Origin of the sequence: Saccharospirillum alexandrii (genome assembly GCF_004000275.1) — a bacterium.
GTDB classification, from domain to species: Bacteria; Pseudomonadota; Gammaproteobacteria; order Pseudomonadales; family Natronospirillaceae; genus Saccharospirillum; species Saccharospirillum alexandrii.
This window is the reverse complement of record NZ_RCIP01000001.1, coordinates 504,856-524,106: the sequence shown is the minus strand read 5'-3', so window position 1 is coordinate 524,106 and position 19,251 is coordinate 504,856. Positions and strand designations below refer to the sequence as shown.

At 56.0% G+C, this 19,251-nt stretch carries 17 protein-coding genes and 3 tRNA genes; 1 reads left to right on the top strand and 19 read right to left on the bottom strand.

The features are described from left to right. Positions 1-3 precede the first annotated feature (3 nt). The 12 genes from fliI to pyrB form a co-directional block, all read right to left on the bottom strand. The gene (gene fliI / locus EP166_RS02455) at positions 4-1,395 is read right to left on the bottom strand and encodes a flagellar protein export ATPase FliI (RefSeq protein ID WP_127555219.1); all 1,392 of its coding nucleotides are present in this window, start codon (positions 1,393-1,395) and stop codon (positions 4-6) included. After that, positions 1,392-2,855, bottom strand: coding sequence for a FliH/SctL family protein (locus EP166_RS02450; RefSeq protein ID WP_127555218.1), 1,464 nt, complete (start codon positions 2,853-2,855; stop codon positions 1,392-1,394). The genes fliI and EP166_RS02450 overlap by 4 nt, the downstream gene beginning before the upstream one ends. A gap of 64 nt (positions 2,856-2,919) precedes the next feature. Continuing rightward, the gene (gene fliG / locus EP166_RS02445; protein ID WP_127555217.1) at positions 2,920-3,984 is read right to left on the bottom strand and encodes a flagellar motor switch protein FliG; all 1,065 of its coding nucleotides are present in this window, start codon (positions 3,982-3,984) and stop codon (positions 2,920-2,922) included. Further along, positions 3,977-5,752: a flagellar basal-body MS-ring/collar protein FliF gene (gene fliF, locus EP166_RS02440; RefSeq protein WP_246026200.1), complete on the bottom strand. Its 1,776-nt coding sequence runs from the start codon at positions 5,750-5,752 to the stop codon at positions 3,977-3,979. The genes fliG and fliF overlap by 8 nt, the downstream gene beginning before the upstream one ends. A gap of 71 nt (positions 5,753-5,823) precedes the next feature. Further along, positions 5,824-6,270, bottom strand: coding sequence for a flagellar hook-basal body complex protein FliE (fliE, locus tag EP166_RS02435; RefSeq protein WP_127555216.1), 447 nt, complete (start codon positions 6,268-6,270; stop codon positions 5,824-5,826). A gap of 750 nt (positions 6,271-7,020) precedes the next feature. Then, a tRNA-Pro gene (locus EP166_RS02430) sits at positions 7,021-7,097 on the bottom strand. 53 nt (positions 7,098-7,150) lie between these two features. Continuing rightward, a complete protein-coding gene (locus EP166_RS02425; protein ID WP_127555215.1) occupies positions 7,151-7,513 on the bottom strand; it encodes a MerR family transcriptional regulator in 363 nt (120 codons plus the stop codon). Then, positions 7,491-7,793: an integration host factor subunit alpha gene (gene ihfA / locus EP166_RS02420; RefSeq protein ID WP_028671389.1), complete on the bottom strand. Its 303-nt coding sequence runs from the start codon at positions 7,791-7,793 to the stop codon at positions 7,491-7,493. The genes EP166_RS02425 and ihfA overlap by 23 nt, the downstream gene beginning before the upstream one ends. Before the next feature lie 2 nt (positions 7,794-7,795). After that, positions 7,796-10,171, bottom strand: coding sequence for a phenylalanine--tRNA ligase subunit beta (gene pheT, locus EP166_RS02415; RefSeq protein WP_127555214.1), 2,376 nt, complete (start codon positions 10,169-10,171; stop codon positions 7,796-7,798). Positions 10,172-10,212: 41 nt separating this feature from the next. Then, complete coding sequence (gene pheS, locus EP166_RS02410) at positions 10,213-11,229, bottom strand: phenylalanine--tRNA ligase subunit alpha (protein WP_127555213.1); 1,017 nt, start codon at positions 11,227-11,229, stop codon at positions 10,213-10,215. 145 nt (positions 11,230-11,374) lie between these two features. Next, a complete protein-coding gene (gene pyrI / locus EP166_RS02405) occupies positions 11,375-11,851 on the bottom strand; it encodes an aspartate carbamoyltransferase regulatory subunit (RefSeq protein WP_246026199.1) in 477 nt (158 codons plus the stop codon). A gap of 1 nt (position 11,852) precedes the next feature. Next, complete coding sequence (gene pyrB, locus EP166_RS02400; protein WP_127555212.1) at positions 11,853-12,797, bottom strand: aspartate carbamoyltransferase; 945 nt, start codon at positions 12,795-12,797, stop codon at positions 11,853-11,855. A 290-nt stretch (positions 12,798-13,087) separates the two neighbouring features. Between pyrB and EP166_RS02395 the strand changes: the two genes are divergently transcribed. Then, positions 13,088-13,405 carry a ComEA family DNA-binding protein gene (locus tag EP166_RS02395; RefSeq protein ID WP_127555211.1) on the top strand — a complete coding sequence of 106 codons (318 nt, stop codon included), beginning with the start codon at positions 13,088-13,090 and terminating at the stop codon, positions 13,403-13,405. Positions 13,406-14,356: 951 nt separating this feature from the next. Here EP166_RS02395 and EP166_RS02390 read toward each other — a convergent pair. From EP166_RS02390 to cmk, 7 genes are all read right to left on the bottom strand, one after another. Then, positions 14,357-14,431 (bottom strand) — tRNA-Gly (locus EP166_RS02390). A gap of 46 nt (positions 14,432-14,477) precedes the next feature. Beyond that, positions 14,478-14,553: transfer RNA gene (locus EP166_RS02385), tRNA-Glu, on the bottom strand. A gap of 99 nt (positions 14,554-14,652) precedes the next feature. Then, on the bottom strand, positions 14,653-15,768 hold the full coding sequence (locus tag EP166_RS02380) for a tetratricopeptide repeat protein (RefSeq protein WP_127555210.1): 1,116 nt from the start codon (positions 15,766-15,768) through the stop codon (positions 14,653-14,655). Positions 15,769-15,771: 3 nt separating this feature from the next. After that, entirely contained in the window at positions 15,772-15,990 is a 219-nt protein-coding gene (locus EP166_RS02375; protein ID WP_127555209.1) for a lipopolysaccharide assembly protein LapA domain-containing protein, read from the bottom strand. A gap of 47 nt (positions 15,991-16,037) precedes the next feature. Next, positions 16,038-16,331 (bottom strand): integration host factor subunit beta, encoded by a 294-nt coding sequence (gene ihfB, locus EP166_RS02370; protein WP_127555208.1) that lies wholly within the window; start codon positions 16,329-16,331, stop codon positions 16,038-16,040. A 229-nt stretch (positions 16,332-16,560) separates the two neighbouring features. Continuing rightward, entirely contained in the window at positions 16,561-18,240 is a 1,680-nt protein-coding gene (rpsA, locus tag EP166_RS02365; RefSeq protein WP_127555207.1) for a 30S ribosomal protein S1, read from the bottom strand. A 319-nt stretch (positions 18,241-18,559) separates the two neighbouring features. Then, complete coding sequence (cmk, locus tag EP166_RS02360; RefSeq protein ID WP_127555206.1) at positions 18,560-19,249, bottom strand: (d)CMP kinase; 690 nt, start codon at positions 19,247-19,249, stop codon at positions 18,560-18,562. Positions 19,250-19,251: the final 2 nt, after the last annotated feature.

The following is a 19,251-nucleotide window of genomic DNA, read 5'->3' as shown; positions in this document are numbered from 1 at the left end:
CATTTACGGGGCGCGTTGCGGCCGAGCCAAAGGCCGGCCTTTTTTCATCGCTGAGGGAGCTGGCGCAGTCTGGCCGGGTGTCAGCGATTGCAATTGGGCGACGCTTTCCTGATACCGCACTTGTTCGTTTAACCCCTGCTGCAAAAACCCCCGAACGACCGGAAACAGTTGTATTGCTTCATCGATGTCTTTGTCCGACCCCGAATTGTAGGCACCAATGGCGATCAAATCCCGATTCTGGTGGTATCGCGCCCAAACTTGCTTGAGCGTTTGCGCCTGTTTCATGTGAGCCGCGGATACGACTTGCGGCATCGCCCGACTGATGCTCTGCTCGATATCGATGGCCGGGTAATGGCCCTCTTCCGCCAGGCGCCGGTTCAACACAAAATGGCCATCCAGGATGGCGCGGGAAGCATCGGCAACCGGATCCTGTTGGTCATCGCCCTCGGTCAGCACAGTATAGAAAGCTGTGATCGATCCGCCACCGGCCTCGGCATTACCGGCCCGCTCCACCAATTGTGGTATGCGCGCAAAGACCGAAGGCGGGTACCCTTTGGTGGCTGGTGGTTCGCCGATGGCCAGCGCGATTTCGCGCTGGGCCTGTGCATATCGGGTCAGGGAATCCATCAGCATCAGAACGTTCTTGCCCTGGGCCCTGAAAAACTCGGCAATACTGGTAGTGTACTGAGCCGCACGCAATCGCAACAGGGGCGCGTCATCGGCCGGTGATGCCACCACAACGGCACGGGCCAGCCCCTCGTCACCAAGAATGTCTTCGATGAACTCCTTGACCTCCCGGCCACGTTCGCCGATCAGCCCGACCACGATAATGTCAGCCGTGGTAAAGCGGGTCATCATGCCCAGCAGCATCGACTTGCCCACACCCGACCCCGCAAACAAGCCCAGGCGTTGGCCCCGACCCACCGTCAGTAAGGCGTTGATGGCACGAATGCCGACGTCGAGCGGCTCGCGAATGGGTTGTCGGTGCAAGGGGTTAATCACCACTCCGTTCAGGCTTTGTTCCACCCGGCAACTGAGTGGCCCTTTGCCATCGATCGGCTCGCCAAAGCCGTTGACGACCCGGCCCAGCAATTCATCGCCAATCACCAATTCACTGGCGCTTTCCAGCGGCACCACCCGGGCACCGGATCGCAGCCCTGAAATGGGTTGCACCGGCATCAAAAAGGCCTTGTCGTCCTGAAAACCCACCACTTCGGCTTCGATCCGGTTTTGCCGGTCGATCACCAGACACCGCTCCCCCACAGTGGCGTTCAGGCCAATGGCCTCCAGCGTGAGCCCCACCATTCGGGTCAGTTTGCCTTCAACAATGACCGGACTGCGCTCGGGGATCCAACGCTGACAGTCCTGGAGAAACAGGCCCAGGTTTTTACTCATGGCTCGTTACCATCAGGTTCCAAGGGTTGCTGCTGATCGGGTGATTCATCGTCACCGGATGCTTCGCTCTGTTCAGCTTGGGGCACCTTGTCTTCCGACTGCACGTCTGCTCCGGCCGTATCCGGCTCTTTCGAAGCCTGCTGTTTCGGCTCGGTACCGGCCTCTTTGACTGCATCCAATTCGTTTGCTGCAGGCTCTGAGGAGTCTTCGACACTGGCGTTAACATCATCGACTGCAGACCCGGGCATGTCGTCCTGCACGCGCGCGCTGTCAACTGCCTCGTGCAGCTCGGCACCGGCCTCTTCGACTGCATCCAATCCGCTTGCTGCAGGTTCTGAGGAGTCTGCGACACTGGCGTCAACATCATCGATGGCTGACTCAGGCCGGTCGTCCTGCACGTGCGCACTGTCAACCGCTTCGTCCGGCTCATTATCCGCCTCGACGTCCTGCGGCGTGCTGTCGCCTGACCCATCAGCTTCGGGTTCCGTCGGGTCGTCAGCAGCGAACCCTGCGTCGTCTTCAGGCTGGGTTTCGCCCGTCGGCGCAGCGTCGTCCAACGCCGCTCCGGTCGCCTGCTCGGCATCCGGCTCCGCGGGCGGCAAGGGCCAGGGTGACTCCATGGCAGCCAGTTGCTCGCTCAGCCCGGCATGTGCCAGCAAGTTGCTAACCTGCTGGCGATAGCGATGCTCAAGGGTGTAATCCACATAGCTGAAGCGGGTTCGAATCACACAACCACCACGGCTGATTGAGGGTGTGGGCACCAGGTTCCAGTGCGGCTCGGCAATGGGTTCCACGTATGCCGCATCATCGGGGTTGATTTCTAGCGTGAAGCGCTCGTCAGCGTTAGGCAGCGCCTGCACGGCGGCATGCACCAAGCCCTGAATGTGTTCCGGTTTCAGTGTCAGTTCGGCATCGATTACGTTACGGGCAATTCGCACCGCGAGCGCAACCAGGCCCGTTTCGAGATCATCGGTTTGTTGTCCCAGCACGGCTTTGATCTGATCAAACAACTCGCTCAGCGGTGCCAACTCGGCGTTGATGCGCTCCGTTTCTGCTTGCTGAGCAGACAGCATACCGGCTTTATGGCCCGCACTCAGGCCCTCCTGCTCACCGCTGTCATATCCCGCCTTGTAACCTTCCGTCTGGCCGGTAGCCTGACCCTGCTTCATGCCCTGTTCGAAGCCGGATTCAAAGCCTTCGTTGTAAGCGTCTTCGTGGATCTGGCGAATGTCTTCTGCCGTCGGAGGGCTCAGGCTCTCCGGCTGGACGTCTTCGACGGTGCTGGTATCGGCCTGGCGACCTTTGGGTTGGGGTACCGGCTTACCCTGGGCATCCCAGCGTGGCAGTTGATAGGGTTCTACGTTGGGGGCATCCTGTCCGGACGATGCGTAACCCGTCGCGCCTTTTTTGGGCGATCCCGCAGCGCTTCTGGTTGGCCCACCGGCATTATTTGGCATCATCGTGACAGGCCTTCTGGTACCGCCAGGAGAACGACGCCTGGGTTGCTCCGCTCATAACCGGGCGTCATACCATTGCATCGCCTGCGGAGCCACCCAGTACGATCTCTCCGGAGTCGGCCATTCGCCGGGCGATGTTGAGAATTTCCTTTTGCGCCGATTCGACATCGGTCAAACGTACTGGCCCCATGGCCTCCATATCGTCTTTGAGTATCTCCGCTGCCCGCTTGGACATATTGCCGAGAATTTTCTCCTGCAAATTCTGGTCGGCACCACGCAGAGCAACCTTGAGTGTGTCGGTGGCGATTTCTCGCAGCAAGGTTTGAATGCCCCGATCGTCGACTTCGGACAAGTTGTCGAACACGAACATAAGATCGGCAATCTCAGTCGCCAGGTCTTCGTCGACCTCCTTGATGCCGTCCATGATCTCGGCCTCGACGCCGGATTCCAGAAAGTTCATGATCTCCGCCGCCGTCTTCACGCCACCCAGAGACTGGGCCTGGGTACCTGCACTGGACGAGAATTGCTTCTCGAGGATGGAGTTCAGTTCCGACAGTGCCGCCGGCTGCACTGTCTCCAGCGCCGCTACGCGCATGATGATATCGAGCCGGACTTTTTCACTGAACTGGGCCAGAATTTCAGACGACTGATCCGGGTCTAGGTAAGCAATCACAATGGCCTGAATCTGGGGGTGTTCATTGCGAATGATGTCGGCCACGGCCCGGGCTTCCATCCATTTCAGGGTATCCAGGCCAGTGGTATTGCCACCGAGCAAAATACGGTCGATCAGACCCGAGGCTTTGTCGGAACCCAGTGCCTGGGTCAGCATGTTACGGATGTAATCATTGGCGCCGATGCCGAGACTGGTCTGACCGCCCACTTCTTCGAGGAAGAGCCTGACCGATCCTTCCAGTTGCTGCTGACGGACTTCAGACAAACCCGACATCGCTGTACCGACCCGCTGCACTTCTTTGGGCCCTAGGTGTTTGAGCACTTCGGCGGCGTCGGCTTCACCGACACTCATCAGCAGAATGGCGGCCCGGTTAAGCCAGGGAATGCCATCCAGGGCGCGCTCGGCGTCTTCTTTACTATTCTGCTTGGGTACCGGCAGATTCGGGTTCTGTTCAGTCATTGCTCATAATCCAGCGTTTCAGCACCAGCGCGACCCGACCCGGGTCTTCTGCTATCAAGCCGCGCAGGGCATCCAGTTGCCGTTCAAAACTTTCGGACGGGCCCGGCAATTGATACTCGTCGACCGTGCTCAGGGTGACTTTGTCGTCGGTGATGGAGTCTTCGTCCATATCCAGTGAGGCCAGCATGTCATCCTCCCCTTCCTGCTCGGCTTCTCCCCGGTTCATCAGGTTCCTCAGTGCCGGACGCAAGATGCCAAACACCAGTATCAGGACGAACAGGCCTGCCAGAATCTGCTTGGCGATGTCCCAGAACCAGGGTTGAGTGTACCACTGAGGCACCTCTACGGCGTCATCAGTCCCCATAAAGCTGGAGTTGATCACGTTAATACTGTCGCCCCGGGCCGGGTCATAGCCTACGGCATCCTGAACCAGCAAGCGCAACTGTTGCAATTGTGCTTCTGTCCATGGCTCGCGAGCGGCTTCACCGGTCTCCGGATCAGTACGCATCACGTCATCTACCACAACAGCAACGGTCAGGCGGCGTACCCGCCCCTGCTGGAACTGAGTGTAGCTGAGGGTTCGGTCAACTTCATAATTACGGGTCGCCTCACTACGGCTTGACGTGGGAGGTTGCACCGGCTGCCCGTCTCCATCCAGTTCCTCGGGAGCCTCAGCCAAGCCCGGCGGCTGATTGTTGAGTGCGCCGGGGATGTCACCCTCGGCCTCACCGGTGCGTTCTTCGTCGATGGTTTGTTCACTGCGCAAGGCGATCAGATCGGGGTTGTACAATTCTTCAGCCTGCTCCACTCGCGTAAAATCGATGTCGGCCGACACCTCAGCACGAAACTGCTGATTCCCCACAACCGGGCTGAGAATGGAGTTGATGGCATTGACCATGCGGTCTTCAACGCGCTGGGTGTAGGCAAACTGCCGATCGGTCAATTCTTCGGCGGCGGTCTGGGTATCGTCAGACAACAGCCGACCACGCTGGTCAACAATGGATACATTGGACGGTTGCAGTTCGGGAATTGAACCGGCTACCAGGTTACGAATGGCGTTGACGGAATCCCGATCCATTTCAGCGCCGGCATAGAGGTCGGCAAAGACTGACGCGGTTGGTTGTCGCTGGTCGCGAACAAAGACAGAACGCTCTGGAATTGCCAGGTGAACCCGGGCGGTGCGAACCTGATTGATCGAGGAAATGGTGCGCGCCAGCTCGCCTTCCAGACTGCGCAGATAGCGAGTGTTTTCCATGAACTGACTGGTGCCGAGTGGCTGATCCTGATCGAGCAGCTCATACCCGACCGTCTGATCATCCGACAGCCCAGCCCCGGCTATTGCCAGGCGGGCCTGGTGCAAATCGCCCTGCCGAACCAGAATAACGCCGCTGGCCGGGTCGATGTCAAAATCCACTGCATTGGCCTGCAATACTTCAATCACATCGGCCGCGGCATAACTGTTGGTGCTGTTCATCAACGGTCGGTAGGTTTCTTTCTGCGACCAAAGCACGACGGCCAGACCCAAGGCAATGCTGGCCGCCAGCCCGATCAGCAAACCGAACTGACGCATCATGCCCAACTTATTGAAACCCTGCACCAGTGGATGCAACCGGCTGGTTGCTGAAGTGTCCGTTTCAACCATGTCCGAGCGTTCGGTCGCTGTCATACCGCGACCTTCGCCACGCGAGCGACTTGGCAAAGCACTGTCATCCTGTTGCGATTGGCCGCCCATGGCCGTTCCAGTGGCAGCGGGTACGTTTTCAGTCATGCTCTATCCTGTTGGTTAGCCTGACTCCAGTAACCGGAGTCCGTCATCATGCGTCCAGACAACAACGCGATTCAGATCGGCATGTTCATGATTTCTTTGTAGGCTTCGACCATCTTGTTACGTACTTCGGTCATCGCCTGAAAGGAAACACTGGATTTCTGTAAGGCGATCATCACCTCGGGCAGGTCGACCGACGGATCACCCATTTCGTATCGGGTTACAATGCCACTGGCCGCTTGCTGATTACCATTTACCGTATCAATAGCCGATTTGAACATGTCGCCAAAGGACGGCACATCCTCGGCTGGCGGTGTACTTTGCAACGCATTGATGCCTTGTGGTGCCAGGCTATCCTGCACCTGAGCGGTCGGGTTCGCCTGCTCACGAGCCTGCTGTAACTGGCTGGCAAAGCCCGGCCCGTCTGGCCGGTTGGCGGTATTGGCAGGCGGGTTCATCTGCTCGCGAATGGACCGCATCTGGCCCAGTACGTTCTGAATATCGAGACGATGATCGGACATCTGTATTCCCCTCAAACACTCCGGCCATCAGGAGCGTCAAAAAAACCGGTGATTCGGGTCGATTCGGGCTGGGGGCGACAAAATACAGTCGCTTTACGCTCGAAATGACCACTGACAAGGGAGACAGAGCAAAGGATGGGCCAATCTTTGCCGCTTGGGGCAGAAGACCGACAACACGTAACGATTACTCAGGTTTCGGAACTTACTAAGTGGCCCTGGCCCGCATCGGCCACCGGAGTTGCCCCTGCGGGGTCGGGCGGAATGCCACCCACTCAATCCGTCCATGGAGCCTCGACCGCATGTTATGAATCCCATCCATGGGATTCACCCTTTGGGCTCGCTGCGCTCAGCTAAAACGCTCCTGGCGTTTTAGTCCATGTTGCGGACTTCCCCGCGGAGGCAACACCGGCAGCCGACGCTCACAGCGTAACCCTCCCGAGAATTGAGTTTTTTAACCATCAGACACAAAAAAGCCGGCTTCTCAGCCGGCTCTTTTGTGGTGATTTTTGTCGGGCATGCAGGATTGGATCCGGCCGGCGTTCCGGCTACGGCTCGAGCCACCCCACGATTTTCCTTACCTGTAGGCACAAAAAAGCCGACTTCACAGCCGGCTCTTTTGTGGTGTTTTTGGTCGGATATGCAGGATTGGATCCGGCCGGCGTTCCGGCTACGGCTCGAGCCACCCCACGATTTTCCTTAACTGTAGGCACAAAAAAGCCGACTTCTCAGCCGGCTCTTTTGTGGTGTTTTTGGTCGGGCATGCAGGATTTGAACCTGCGACCCTCGCCACCCCATGACGATGCGCTACCAGACTGCGCTAATGCCCGAAAACGTCGCGAATAATACGCTAAGCAGTTGAAAAATCAAACCTTTTTGACGATTAATCGTCAGAAAGCAACTTTAATACAGCTTCGAGTTCGCGAATCATATCCTGTATCAGGGCTTGATGCTGATGCTGCATGACTTCGCCCTCTTCCGGATCGGACAGTTTTTGCCGGGCGCCACCAATGGTAAAGCCATCTTCATAGAGAAGGTGGCGAATCTGGCGGATCAGCACGACATCGTCTCGTTGGTAATAACGACGATTACCCCGACGCTTTACCGGACTGAGCTGCGGAAACTCCTGTTCCCAATAACGCAGGACATGTGGTTTGACGGCACACAGTTCACTGACCTCACCGATGGTGAAGTATCGCTTCCCTGGGATAGGAGGCAATTCATTATTCTGGCTCGGTTCCAGCATATGCCTCGACTTTTACCTTAAGCTTCTGACCGGGACGGAATGTCACAACCCTGCGCGCTGAAATCGGGATTTCCTCTCCCGTCTTCGGATTCCTGCCAGGGCGCTGACGCTTGTCTCGGAGATCAAAATTACCGAACCCCGAGAGCTTAACCTGTTCGTTATGCACTAACGAGTCGCGAATCTCCTCGAAGAAGATTTCGACCATTTCCTTTGCTTCACGTTTGTTAAGGCCAAGCTCTTCGTACAAGCGCTCTGCCATCTCAGCCTTGGTCAGGGCCATTCTCAGTTCCTCAGCGCAGCATCGAACCTCGTCTGCAAGGTGTTGATGATCGAATCCATCAAACTGTTTACTTCTTCATCAGTAAGAGTGCGCGAAGGATTCTGCCAGGTCAAGCCCAGAGCCACGCTTTTTCGTTGCGAATCAATGCCTTTGCCACGATAGATATCAAAGAGGGTCAAGCTTTCCAGGTCCTCTCCGGCCATTTCGCGAACACTGTTCATCAGGTCTGCAACCGGCGTTTCTTCATCAACAACGACGGCCAGGTCACGGGTACTGCCGGGGTAACGTGACAGGGCTGTAAAAGCAGGCAGTTGCGTTTTGACAATCCGGTCGAGCCGCAGCTCAAACAAAAAAGTCGGTTGCTTGATATCCAGTTGCCGGGCCAGGCTCGGGTGCAGGGCGCCAATGTAGCCGACCAGCTTGCCATTTCGCTCAATACGAGCGCTTTGGCCCGGGTGCAATGCCGTGTGGCGGCCTGGCAGAAAATCGAATTCTACCCCTTTCACCAGCGACAACACCTGCTCGACATCGCCTTTGACATCAAAAAAGTCGAGGGCTTCACCGTTTTCATACCAGGCTTCAGGCAACCGGCTGCCAGTCGCAATGCCAGATACCATCGCGATCTGCTCTGTCCCCTTCGAGGTTTCCCGGAACCGCAAGCCCGTTTCAAACAGGCGAACCCGGTCTTGCTGGCGTTTCAGGTTATGCGTCAGAGCGCGGGCCAGGCCGGGCCAAAGAGATACCCGCATCACAGCCATGTCGGCCGAAATGGGGTTGGCCAGTTCAATGGCCGCTTCTTTGGGAAACATGGCTTGCTGTAATGCTGGCTCGACAAAACTGTAGGTAATGGCCTCCTGGTAGCCCAACGCGGCCAACCGATCAGCGATCGCGGCGGTCGTAACGCGCTGTTCTGGCTTGCCCCGGGGTCCCAAAGCGGCTTTGGGCTGAGTTACCGGCAAGCGGTTGTAGCCGTATATTCGGGCAATTTCCTCGACCAGATCGGCCTCGATAGCCATATCAAAACGCCAGCTCGGCGCCACCACCTGCCATTCACCGGCGGCGGTTTCCTGAACGGCAAAGCCCAGCCCAGCCAATATGCGGCGAATCTCTTCACCGGCTATTTCCAGCCCCAGCGCTGATTTGACATAGTCAGCACGTAACGCAATGGTGGCGGGCACCGGAACATTGGCCTTTACTTCATGAATCTGAGTCGGGCCGGGTTCTGCGCCGCAGATGTCCACCAGCAAACGAGTGGCTCGCTCAACGGCGATCTCCTGTAAGGCCGGGTCTACGCCACGCTCGAAGCGGTGACTGGCATCCGTGTGCAGGCCAAAACCACGAGCCTTGCCGGCTATTTCAATGGGCGCAAAGAAGGCACTTTCCAAAAAGACCCGGCGGGTTTCCCGGGAGACACCGCTCTGCTCGCCGCCCATAACACCGGCCATTGCCAGGGGGCCCGCAGCATCCGCAATCATCAAAACATCATTACCAAGCGTCAGAGTCTGGCCATCCAGCAGCTCCAGGGTTTCCTGGTCCTGTGCCCGGCGCACCGTGATACCCTCTTTCAGCCGATCGAGGTCGAAACCATGCATTGGCTGACCCAATTCAAGCATCACGTAGTTAGTGACATCGACCACCGGGTCAATCGAGCGAATGCCCGAGCGGCGCAATCGCTCTACCATCCACAGTGGCGACGGGGCTGCGACGTTGACGTTATTCAGTACACGCCCAACGTACCGCGGACAACCTACCGGGTCTTCAAGGCTGACCGGGAAGGTATCCTGATGCGTGGCCGCGATCGGTTCAATCGCCGGGGCGGTTTGGGTCAGGTCATTCAATACCGCCACTTCGCGGGCCAGGCCCGCAATGCTCAGGCAGTCTGCCCGGTTCGGGGTCAGGTCGATTTCGATGCTCAGGTCATCCAGATTCAGCAGTTTGCGCACATCCTGCCCGACCGGAGCCGAATCAGCCAACTCAAGAATGCCGTCGTGGTCGTCTGACAAGCCAAGCTCTTTCTCGCTGCACAACATGCCCTGGCTTTCGACATCCCGAAGTTTGGCTTTTTTGATCTTGAAGTTGCCTGGCAACACAGCGCCGACTTGCGCCAGTGCGACCTTGATACCGGCGCGGGCATTGGGAGCCCCACAGACGATCTGTACCGATTCGGTGCCGGTATCAACGCGGCACACCTGCAGTTTATCGGCATTGGGGTGCGGCTCGCAGGCCGTAATATGGGCGACAATCACGCCGGAAAACGCTTCGGCGACTGGCTCAGCACCGTCGACTTCCAGACCGGCCATGGTGATTTGATCCATCAGTGCCTGTGCACTGAGATCGGGGTTCACCCATTCCCGTAACCACTGTTCGCTGATTTTCATAAACTGTTAACCATCCTGACTTTTTGACGGGCCACCGGGGTTCAGTTGAACTGGCGCAGAAATTTAAGGTCGTTCTCAAAGAACAGTCGCAGGTCGTTGACGCCGTAGCGCAACATCGCCAACCGCTCGACCCCCATGCCAAATGCAAACCCCTTGTAGGTGGTGCTGTCGATGTTCGAGGCGGCCAGCACATTCGGGTGTACCATGCCGCAGCCCATCACTTCCAGCCAACCGGTGTGGCTGCACACGCGGCAGCCCTGGCCCCGGCACATCACGCACTCGATATCGACTTCGGCCGATGGCTCTGTGAATGGGAAATAGGAGGGACGAAAACGAACCGCCAGTTCCTTTTCAAAAAATACCCGCAAAAACTCCTCCACCGTGCCTTTCAGATCGGCAAAGCTGACGTCGGTATCGATCATCAGCCCTTCCATCTGGTGGAACATGGGGGTGTGGGTCAAATCCGAGTCACAGCGGTAGACTCTGCCCGGGCATATCACCCGAAAAGGCGGCTCACCGGCTTCCATGGTCCGCACCTGCACCGGTGACGTGTGAGTACGCAGCAAGGTGGTGGCGTCGAAATAGAAGGTATCGTGCATGGCACGCGCCGGGTGGTGCGATGGAATATTGAGCGCTTCGAAATTGTGATAATCGTCTTCAATTTCCGGGCCGACGGCAACATCGTATCCAATGGCGGTGAAGAAGGACTCCATGCGACGCAGCGTCTGGGTGACTGGGTGCAATCCACCCTTGCCCTGGCGACGACCCGGCTGGGTTACATCCACCTTCTCTTCAGCCAGGCGCTGGCTCAGTGCAGCCTCTTCCAGTTCGGCCTTGCGCGCGGCAATGGCGTCTGCCACGGCCGTCTTGACCTCGTTGATTTTGGCACCGGCGGCCGGGCGCTCCTCGGCGGACAGGGCTCCCAAGCCTTTCAACTGGGCAGTAATTTCGCCTTTCTTACCCAAAAACCGGACCCTGAGGTCATCCAGTTCCTGAGTTTCCTTGGCATGGCGAACCGCGTCGAGCGCGCGGTCATGCAGTTGAGCTAGGGTTTCCATGGACTGTCTAGACTCCCGTCGGAAATAGGCTGTAAAAAGCCTTTACTATAAAGATGAGATTAAAATAAGCAACTGAAAAACAAGGCTTTTTAGACCTGAAGCTCAGATGTACCGGGGTATCTGAAGGCCGCCTCACGACCCCGATTCAGAGGCTGCCTTGCTCAATAAACAGGCTGTCAGCAAAGGCGCGCTCACAGTAGTGACACTTCAGTTTGACGGCATCATCGGCAACCAATACCCGGAAACGGCTATCGACCGGCTCATTATGGGTAATGCAATTGGTGTTGGGGCACGCAAAGACACCGACAAAGCGCTCTGGCAGGCCAATCGGAAATTTACGAACGACCCGATAATCCTCAATGATGTTAACCGTCGCCCGGGGGGCGAATAGAGCCATCTCGGCAGCATCGCTCTCGGTAAAGCGCCACTCATCGATCTTGATCAGGTCTTTCAGGCCACCCCCGTGGCTGGGCAGGTTCAGACCGACGGTCAGCCGAACCTCAGCGTTCTTCAGCTGCAGACGCCCAATAATCGTCAGCCCCTTTCCGGCCGGAATGTGATCGATCACCGTGCCGGACTGAATGGCCTCAACCAGCATTTTATCCCGGTTCATCGCAGACATCTCATCGACCTCCCGGAAATGGCAATTCAATGGCTTCGTTCATGACACCGGACAGCAGCGCCTGACGTGCATAGACGCCGTTTTCGGCTTGCTGGAAATAGTAGGCAAAGGGTGTCCGGTCGACACTCGGGTGTATTTCATCAACTCTGGGCAGAGGGTGCATGACCCGCAAGTTGGACCGTGCGTGGCTCAGCATATCGGCCTTGAGAATAAACTGAGAGGCAATATGAGTGTACTCGGTTGGATCCAGCCGTTCTTTTTGCACCCGAGTCATGTACAGCACATCCACCATGGGAATCACTTCTTCCAAAGATTCTACGCGGCTGAAGTGAATACCCATCGCGGTCAAATTGTCTTCAATGTACGCCGGCATCGCGAGCGCATCGGGAGATACGAAATAAAAGGTGGGGTTGAAATGCCCCAGCGCCTGAGCCAGTGAATGCACCGTTCGGCCGTACTTGAGGTCACCTACCAGGGCCACCGAGAGGCCATCGAGACGGCCCTGGCATTCTGCGATCGAGACCAGATCGAGCAAGGTTTGGGTTGGGTGCTGGTTTGCGCCGTCGCCCCCGTTGATGACCGGCACACCAGCCACTTCAGCCGCTAACCTGGCCGACCCTTCCTGAGGGTGCCGCATGATGATGGCATCGGCATAGGAAGCAATCATTTGAATGCTGTCGGAGAGGGTTTCGCCTTTTTTGGCTGAGGTATTGCCGCTGTCGGAAAAACCGATCAACGTGCCGCCCAAGCGCTGCACCGCCGTTTCAAATGACAGACGGGTACGGGTAGAGGCTTCAAAAAAACAGCTGGCGATCAGTCGGTCTTTCAACAGGGGCAACGGCCCGGAGTGTTTGAGCTCGGCCGAACGATTAACGATGAATTCAAGGTCGGTGCGCGACAGATCTCCAATGGAAATCACGTCTCGACGATACAGAGGGTTACTCATGAACCTGCCCAAGCAAGATTTGGCGCATTATAAAGCAAGGAAGCCTCTGAACAACTCCCGCACGCATGTTATTCAACATAACCCCTCCCCGAAACTCCTTGAAAACAGCCTGAGAAACCTTGTGATCGACTTCACAACAGCGTTCGAAAGGTGTTACCAGACGCCACCCGGGGTATACCCTAGATATACTTGAACGATGGTTGTTTTTTCCGATCGGATAGCTTGCTACTTTTTGTCTTGCCCGCTGTAACGGCACCACAAAAACGACCAACAACCGATAAGGAAAGACGATGTTGAAAAAAGGAATCATCACACTGGGACTGGCCTTTAGTTGCCTGCTGCCACTGGCACACGCCGAGGAAGCCCCCACCGAAACAGCAGCCGCAGAATCCGTAGTACTGTACGTTGACATCAACAATGACTCTGCCGAAAAACTGGCTGATCTGCTGGACGGTGTCGGCCTGGTAAGAGCCGAAGCCATTGTTGCCTACCGCGATGAGTTCGGCCCCTTTATTGCCCCTGAAGATCTGATGAACGTTCAGGGCATTGGACCGGCCACCCTCGAGAAAAACCGGGATCGCATTCAAGTAGGCATGACCGACGAATAACCACCGAATCAGGGATGGCAACACCGCCAGGGAACCGGCACAGACAGGCGTAGGGCCCGCAACACGCGGAACACAGGGAAGGCGGCAGGAAGCCGACACAGAGCAAGGAGGCAACGAACAGGGAGGTTCACAGGGAAGATTCTATCTGCACAGGGAACCAGGCTAAGTAAGATAAGCTGGCAAGGAAGCGAGCTCAGGGACGGCATGAGCCAGGGACGGATGAAGCAGGGAAGAAACGGTCAGGGACGGCATTATCAGGGAGGATCAGCAAGGATGGCCAAAACCGGTTACGGGAAGCGGTCGTCGTTATAGGACGGGAAACCTGAGGGAGCGAGGTTCACTTTGCCAGGGAATAGGTACACCAGGAAGGTGTGACCTGAGCGGCATTCCACAACAACCGGAACATCTGATCAATGTTCCGGTTTTTTTGTGCCTGGAAGTATGTATTTGATTGCCAGGAGGTGAAACCTCGGTTCCCCATAAACTGAAAAAGCAGCCCGTAGGCTGCTTTCGCTTTGAGTTGGGGCGGGAATAAACGCCGGGAGCGTTTAACGACGAGCTAGCGCCTTAAGGGGCCAACACAAGGATGTGATGGATCGCAACGAGATGGAATCTCGGTTCCCATAAACAGAAAAAGCAGCCATTAGGCTGCTTTAACAATAATTGGAGCGGGATTAAACGCCGGGAGCGTTTAACGACGCGCTAGCGCCTTAAGGGGCCAACACAAGGATGTGATGGATCGCAACGAGATGGAATCTCGGTTCCCATAAACAGAAAAAGCAGCCATTAGGCTGCTTTAACAATAATTGGAGCGGGATTAAACGCCGGGAGCGTTTAACGACGCGCTAGCGCCCGAAGGGGCCATCACAGGGACGTGATGGATCGCAACGAGATGGAATCTCGGTTCCCATAAACAGAAAAAGCAGCCTTTAGGCTGCTTTCGCTTTGATTTGGAGCGGGAAACGAGATTCGAACTCGCGACCCCAACCTTGGCAAGGTTGTGCTCTACCACTGAGCTATTCCCGCGCTTTTTTGTCTTAAGAACACCTATGCTCTCAAAACAGAAAATAGATGGTATCCCGTAGGGGACTCGAACCCCTGTTACCGCCGTGAAAGGGCGGTGTCCTAGGCCACTAGACGAACGGGACACAGGCACTCAGCTGGTTGCTGAAAGCGGGGCAAATAATACCAACTCATCATTTGAAATCAAGGATTTTCGGTTATAAATCAACGCCCTACCCCTGTGCTTAAGTATTACTTGCCTCAAACGTCTTCTGTTCATGACGCGAATACAGCGTCTCCCAGCGCTCGCATTGCGGGCAATACCACAACAGGGTGGTTGACTGGAAACCGCAGTGGGTACACTGGTATTGATCCGAGAGCCGCAGCTTGATCCGCTTCAGAGATTCAATCAGTACTGAGCGGGCGCGATCGCCGATGTCCTGACGTTGCTCGATCCAGCGCTGCATCAATTCAAAGGAGGCACCGGAGTGCACAATTTGCTCGAATTCGTTTTGCCATTGCAGGGCCCTGGGATCGTTCGGCCCAACCAGATCGAGCAATTCACTTAGAATGCGATGACTGGGGTGGCGCTGATACAGCGTTTCCAGATACTTGCGAAAATTCGCCTCGCCGCCGGTTAAACGGCTAAGTCGTTTTAACGCCGGGAGGATCACATCGATGCGTCGCACATCCCGGTCGAGACCATCACGCAACCACCGGATCGCCCGGTGATAGTTACCCTGAGTGGTATCCAGTTCGGCACTGACCAGGTAGGTTCTGGCACTGTCGGAAACCCGGCGAGCTTCTTTCAACGCCTGACGTGCCTCGGCCGTCTGACCTTCGTGGCTTAACTTGATCGCCAGTTCGCAATAGAAGTTTGCCAACCGGATGCTGCCGGACCCTGCCTGGCCGTATTTCTGCACCAGTTCGATCGCGCGCTCCCACTCCTGCTCGCGCTCCAGCACTGCAAGCCACAGGCGAAATGCCCGGGCTGAATCGAGCATACCATCGCCCACGATCATCGATTCGAGTATGGATTCAGCGTGACCGAGAAAGCCACCGGAGAAAAAATCCTGCGCCAGCTCTACCCTCACTCTGCTCGTATCCGATTCGGATAAATCGGCTTCAAGCATGGCCTCATGCACGCGAATGGCACGGTCGATCTGGCCTCGCTTTCGAAACAGCTCACCCAATGCCAGGTGGATCTCAAGGGTATCTTCGTCAACGGCCAGCCGTTCCAGCAACACATCGAGCTCACGATCCGGCTGAGCTGACAACGGCTCAAACGGATCCAGCTGAAAGCGGGGACCAGACATGGGGTTAACCAGGCGCTGAATGGCCTGTTTCAACAGGGATATCATGTTCTACTTCCGGGCTGCCTTGCGGCCAGCAAGACGTCCAAATACCAGACCGATCAGTATGCCCAGGAATACGGCCAGCACCAGCCAGACAAAGAGGGGCAGCGCGGGGGTCATCCAACCCAGGAATGTCAGGGCAACGCTTTGGTTGTTACCAAAGGCCAATAGCCAGGACATCACTAACAGAACCAGCAGAATAATGAGTCGGAGTGATCGGGCGATCATGGTTAACGCAAGCCTCCCGGCTTAGGGATGGGGTACAGGGTAATGGGTTAGTCGCTTTCGATGGCTATGTTGACCGATTCGCGCAATTCCTTACCCGGCTTGAAATGAGGCACGTATTTGCCTTCCAGAGTAACGGATTCGCCTGTTTTGGGATTGCGCCCTACGCGGGGTGACCGGTAATGCAGAGAAAAGCTTCCAAACCCGCGAATTTCAATGCGCTCCCCATCCGCCAGACTTTCAGCCATATGATCGAGCATTGTCTTGATGGCGAGCTCGACATCCTTGACTGACAGCTGATTCTGACGGTCGACGATGCGTTCAATTAACTCGGATTTGGTCATCTTCGAACCTCCCCGGTCGGGTCTTCCTTTACGGTCAATATTTAGACTAATTCACCCTTTGAGATAACACAAGTGTTTATTTTTTAACGTTTTTTTACGGCTCATCCTAATTCGAGCGGGCTCCCGGCAACCACGTCACCGGCTACGCCCTCCCTTTTTATTCAAACCTTCTTTTTCACAGGCACAAAAAAACCGGCACTGGGCCGGTTTTTTTAGACAGCGCGAGTTATTAGTCGCCCTGCTCCATTTTCTGCTTGATCAGATCACCAATGGTGGTCGGACCAGAGGCTTCAACGGTCTTCTCTTTCAGGTCGCGAACCGCAACTTTCTCGTCCTGGACGTCTTTCGACTTCACAGACAGAGTAATTGCACGGTTCTTGCGGTCAACGCTGATGATCTTGGCTTCAACTGAATCGCCTTCTTTCAGCACGTTGCGCGCGTCTTCAACCTTGTCACGCGAGATTTCGGAGGCTTTCAGGGTGCCTTCGACTTCGCCAGACAGGGTGATGATAGCGGCCTTGGCATCCACTTCCTTGACCGTACCGGTCACGATAGCGCCCTTGTCGTTTTCGCTGACGTATTCGGCAAACGGATCGCTGTCCAATTGCTTGATACCCAGAGAAATGCGCTCACGCTCAGGGTCGATCGACAGAATGGTGGTTTCCAGCTCGTCACCTTTCTTGTACTTGCGTACGGCATCTTCACCAGATTCGTTCCAGCTGATGTCAGACAGGTGAACCAGGCCGTCAATGCCGCCTTCCAGACCAATGAAGATACCGAAATCGGTGATCGACTTGATCTTGCCGGAGACTTTGTCGCCCTTGTTGTAGTTGTTGGAGAAGTCTTCCCATGGGTTTACAACCGTTTGCTTGATACCCAGAGAAATACGACGACGCTCTTCATCGATGTCGAGAATCATGACTTCGATGTCGTCACCAACAGAAACCACCTTGGACGGGTGAATGTTCTTGTTGGTCCAATCCATTTCAGAAACGTGTACCAGACCTTCAACGCCTTCTTCCAGCTCGGCAAAGCAGCCGTAGTCGGTCAGGTTGGTTACGCGTGCCTTAACAACAGACTCTTCCGGGTAACGGCCCTTGATGTCGACCCAGGGATCTTCACCCAGTTGCTTCAGACCCAGAGATACGCGGTTACGCTCACGGTCGAACTTCAGTACTTTAACGTCGATCTCGTCACCCACCTGAACGATCTCGCTCGGGTGCTTGATGCGCTTCCACGCCATATCGGTAATGTGCAGCAGGCCATCGACGCCGCCCAGATCTACGAAAGCACCGTAGTCGGTCAGGTTCTTGACGATACCCTTAACAACCTGGCCTTCCTGCAGGCTGGCCAGCAGTTCTTCACGCTCGGCGCTGTTGGAAGCTTCCAGTACGGCACGACGGGATACGACGACGTTGTTACGACGACGGTCCAGTTTGATAACTTTAAAGTCCAGCTCTTTGCCTTCCAGGTGAGCGGTATCGCGCACCGGACGGATGTCGACCAGTGAACCTGGCAGGAAAGCGCGTACAGAGCTGATATCGACGGTAAAGCCACCTTTGACCTTACCGTTGATGATACCTTTGACTACTTCTTCCGCTTCGTAAGCTTTTTCCAGCTCAGACCAGGCTTCTGAACGCTTGGCTTTCTCACGCGACAGGCGTGTGTCACCAAAACCGTCTTCTACCGCTTCCAGAGCAACTTTAACTTCGTCGCCCACGGCCACTTCCAGTTCACCTTCTTCGCTCAAAAACTGTGAGCGAGGGATAACACCTTCAGATTTCAGGCCAGCATGTACAGTCACCCAGTCAGAGTCGATGGCGACAACGACACCGGTAACAATGGAGCCTGGCTCCATTTCAATGGTCTTTAAGCTTTCTTCAAAAAGTTCGGCGAAAGATTCAGTCATTCGATTAAATGTCCCAATGATTAACGGCCTGAGGTGTGAGGAGTGCGACTCTCTCGTAAATACAGACCTTTCCGCACGCCAGCCCGCACGGGTCAACCCAACATATCCTGGAGCCGCTTTGCTGGAACTGCGGTCTGCCAGGGTCTTTGCTACGTCCAATTCCGGTTCAAAAACCAAGTTGAAAATAGCGGAAATCAGGAGCGCGTATTATACGGATTAAGCGCCCGGAACCAAGGGGTACAACCCTTTTTTTGGTCTGATCCGGGTTAAATTCGCCCTATTCCCTGTAAATTCTCGTTGATAAGCCGATTCTGCGGTCTCAAAGACTCACCAGACCGCGGTCTGCTGCCTGCTGCAGAACGCGTTCGAGGACCGCCTCAATACTCAGGCTAGTCGTGTCGATAACCAGAGCGTCTTCAGCTGGTTTCAGCGGGGCAACGGCGCGATTTCTGTCGCGCTCATCCCGCTCGTTGATGTCTTGCAAGACCTGATCGTACTCTACAACGCTTCCGCCCTGCTCCAACTGCAGCACCCGCCGACGGGCCCGTTCGTCGCTGGTGGCGGTGAGGTATACTTTGAGCGGTGCATCGGTAAAGACAACCGTGCCCATATCGCGGCCATCGGCGATTAGCCCGGGCTCGGTACGAAAGGCGCGCTGCCGGCGCAACAGCGCATCTCGGACCCTTGAAAAGGCAGCCACCCGGGAGGCATTTGAGCCCACTTCTTCGGTACGAATTTGCCGGGTCACGTCGTCACCTTCCAATAGAATTGTGACGGCGGCACCGTCTTCCTGCTGAAAACGAATGTCCAGGTGTTCGGCAATCACGGCCAGGGCGGATTCATTATCAAAATCAACCCCATGGTTCATCGCTGCCAAGGCAGCCAAACGGTACAGGGCACCTGAGTCCAGGTAGTGCCAGCCCAGGTGTTTGGCCAGAAGGCCGCTGACGGTGCCCTTTCCAACGCCACCAGGCCCATCCAGGGTGATGACGGGAGCTTTGGATAACATAA

Excerpts from the sequence above, each read along its gene's own strand:
- cmk (WP_127555206.1), bottom strand. The coding sequence starts at position 19,249 with ATGTTATCCAAAGCTCCCGTCATCACCCTGGATGGGCCTGGTGGCGTT.
- EP166_RS02380 (WP_127555210.1), bottom strand. The coding sequence starts at position 15,768 with ATGATATCCCTGTTGAAACAGGCCATTCAGCGCCTGGTTAACCCCATG.
- ihfB (WP_127555208.1), bottom strand. The coding sequence starts at position 16,331 with ATGACCAAATCCGAGTTAATTGAACGCATCGTCGACCGTCAGAATCAG.
- rpsA (WP_127555207.1), bottom strand. The coding sequence starts at position 18,240 with ATGACTGAATCTTTCGCCGAACTTTTTGAAGAAAGCTTAAAGACCATT.
- EP166_RS02450 (WP_127555218.1), bottom strand. The coding sequence starts at position 2,855 with ATGATGCCAAATAATGCCGGTGGGCCAACCAGAAGCGCTGCGGGATCG.
- fliI (WP_127555219.1), bottom strand. The coding sequence starts at position 1,395 with ATGAGTAAAAACCTGGGCCTGTTTCTCCAGGACTGTCAGCGTTGGATC.
- fliF (WP_246026200.1), bottom strand. The coding sequence starts at position 5,752 with ATGACTGAAAACGTACCCGCTGCCACTGGAACGGCCATGGGCGGCCAA.
- fliG (WP_127555217.1), bottom strand. The coding sequence starts at position 3,984 with ATGACTGAACAGAACCCGAATCTGCCGGTACCCAAGCAGAATAGTAAA.
- EP166_RS02375 (WP_127555209.1), bottom strand. The coding sequence starts at position 15,990 with ATGATCGCCCGATCACTCCGACTCATTATTCTGCTGGTTCTGTTAGTG.
- pyrI (WP_246026199.1), bottom strand. The coding sequence starts at position 11,851 with ATGTCTGCGATGAACCGGGATAAAATGCTGGTTGAGGCCATTCAGTCC.
- ihfA (WP_028671389.1), bottom strand. The coding sequence starts at position 7,793 with ATGGCCCTGACCAAGGCTGAGATGGCAGAGCGCTTGTACGAAGAGCTT.
- fliE (WP_127555216.1), bottom strand. The coding sequence starts at position 6,270 with ATGTCCGATCATCGTCTCGATATTCAGAACGTACTGGGCCAGATGCGG.
- pyrB (WP_127555212.1), bottom strand. The coding sequence starts at position 12,797 with ATGAGTAACCCTCTGTATCGTCGAGACGTGATTTCCATTGGAGATCTG.
- EP166_RS02395 (WP_127555211.1), top strand. The coding sequence starts at position 13,088 with ATGTTGAAAAAAGGAATCATCACACTGGGACTGGCCTTTAGTTGCCTG.
- pheT (WP_127555214.1), bottom strand. The coding sequence starts at position 10,171 with ATGAAAATCAGCGAACAGTGGTTACGGGAATGGGTGAACCCCGATCTC.
- EP166_RS02425 (WP_127555215.1), bottom strand. The coding sequence starts at position 7,513 with ATGCTGGAACCGAGCCAGAATAATGAATTGCCTCCTATCCCAGGGAAG.
- pheS (WP_127555213.1), bottom strand. The coding sequence starts at position 11,229 with ATGGAAACCCTAGCTCAACTGCATGACCGCGCGCTCGACGCGGTTCGC.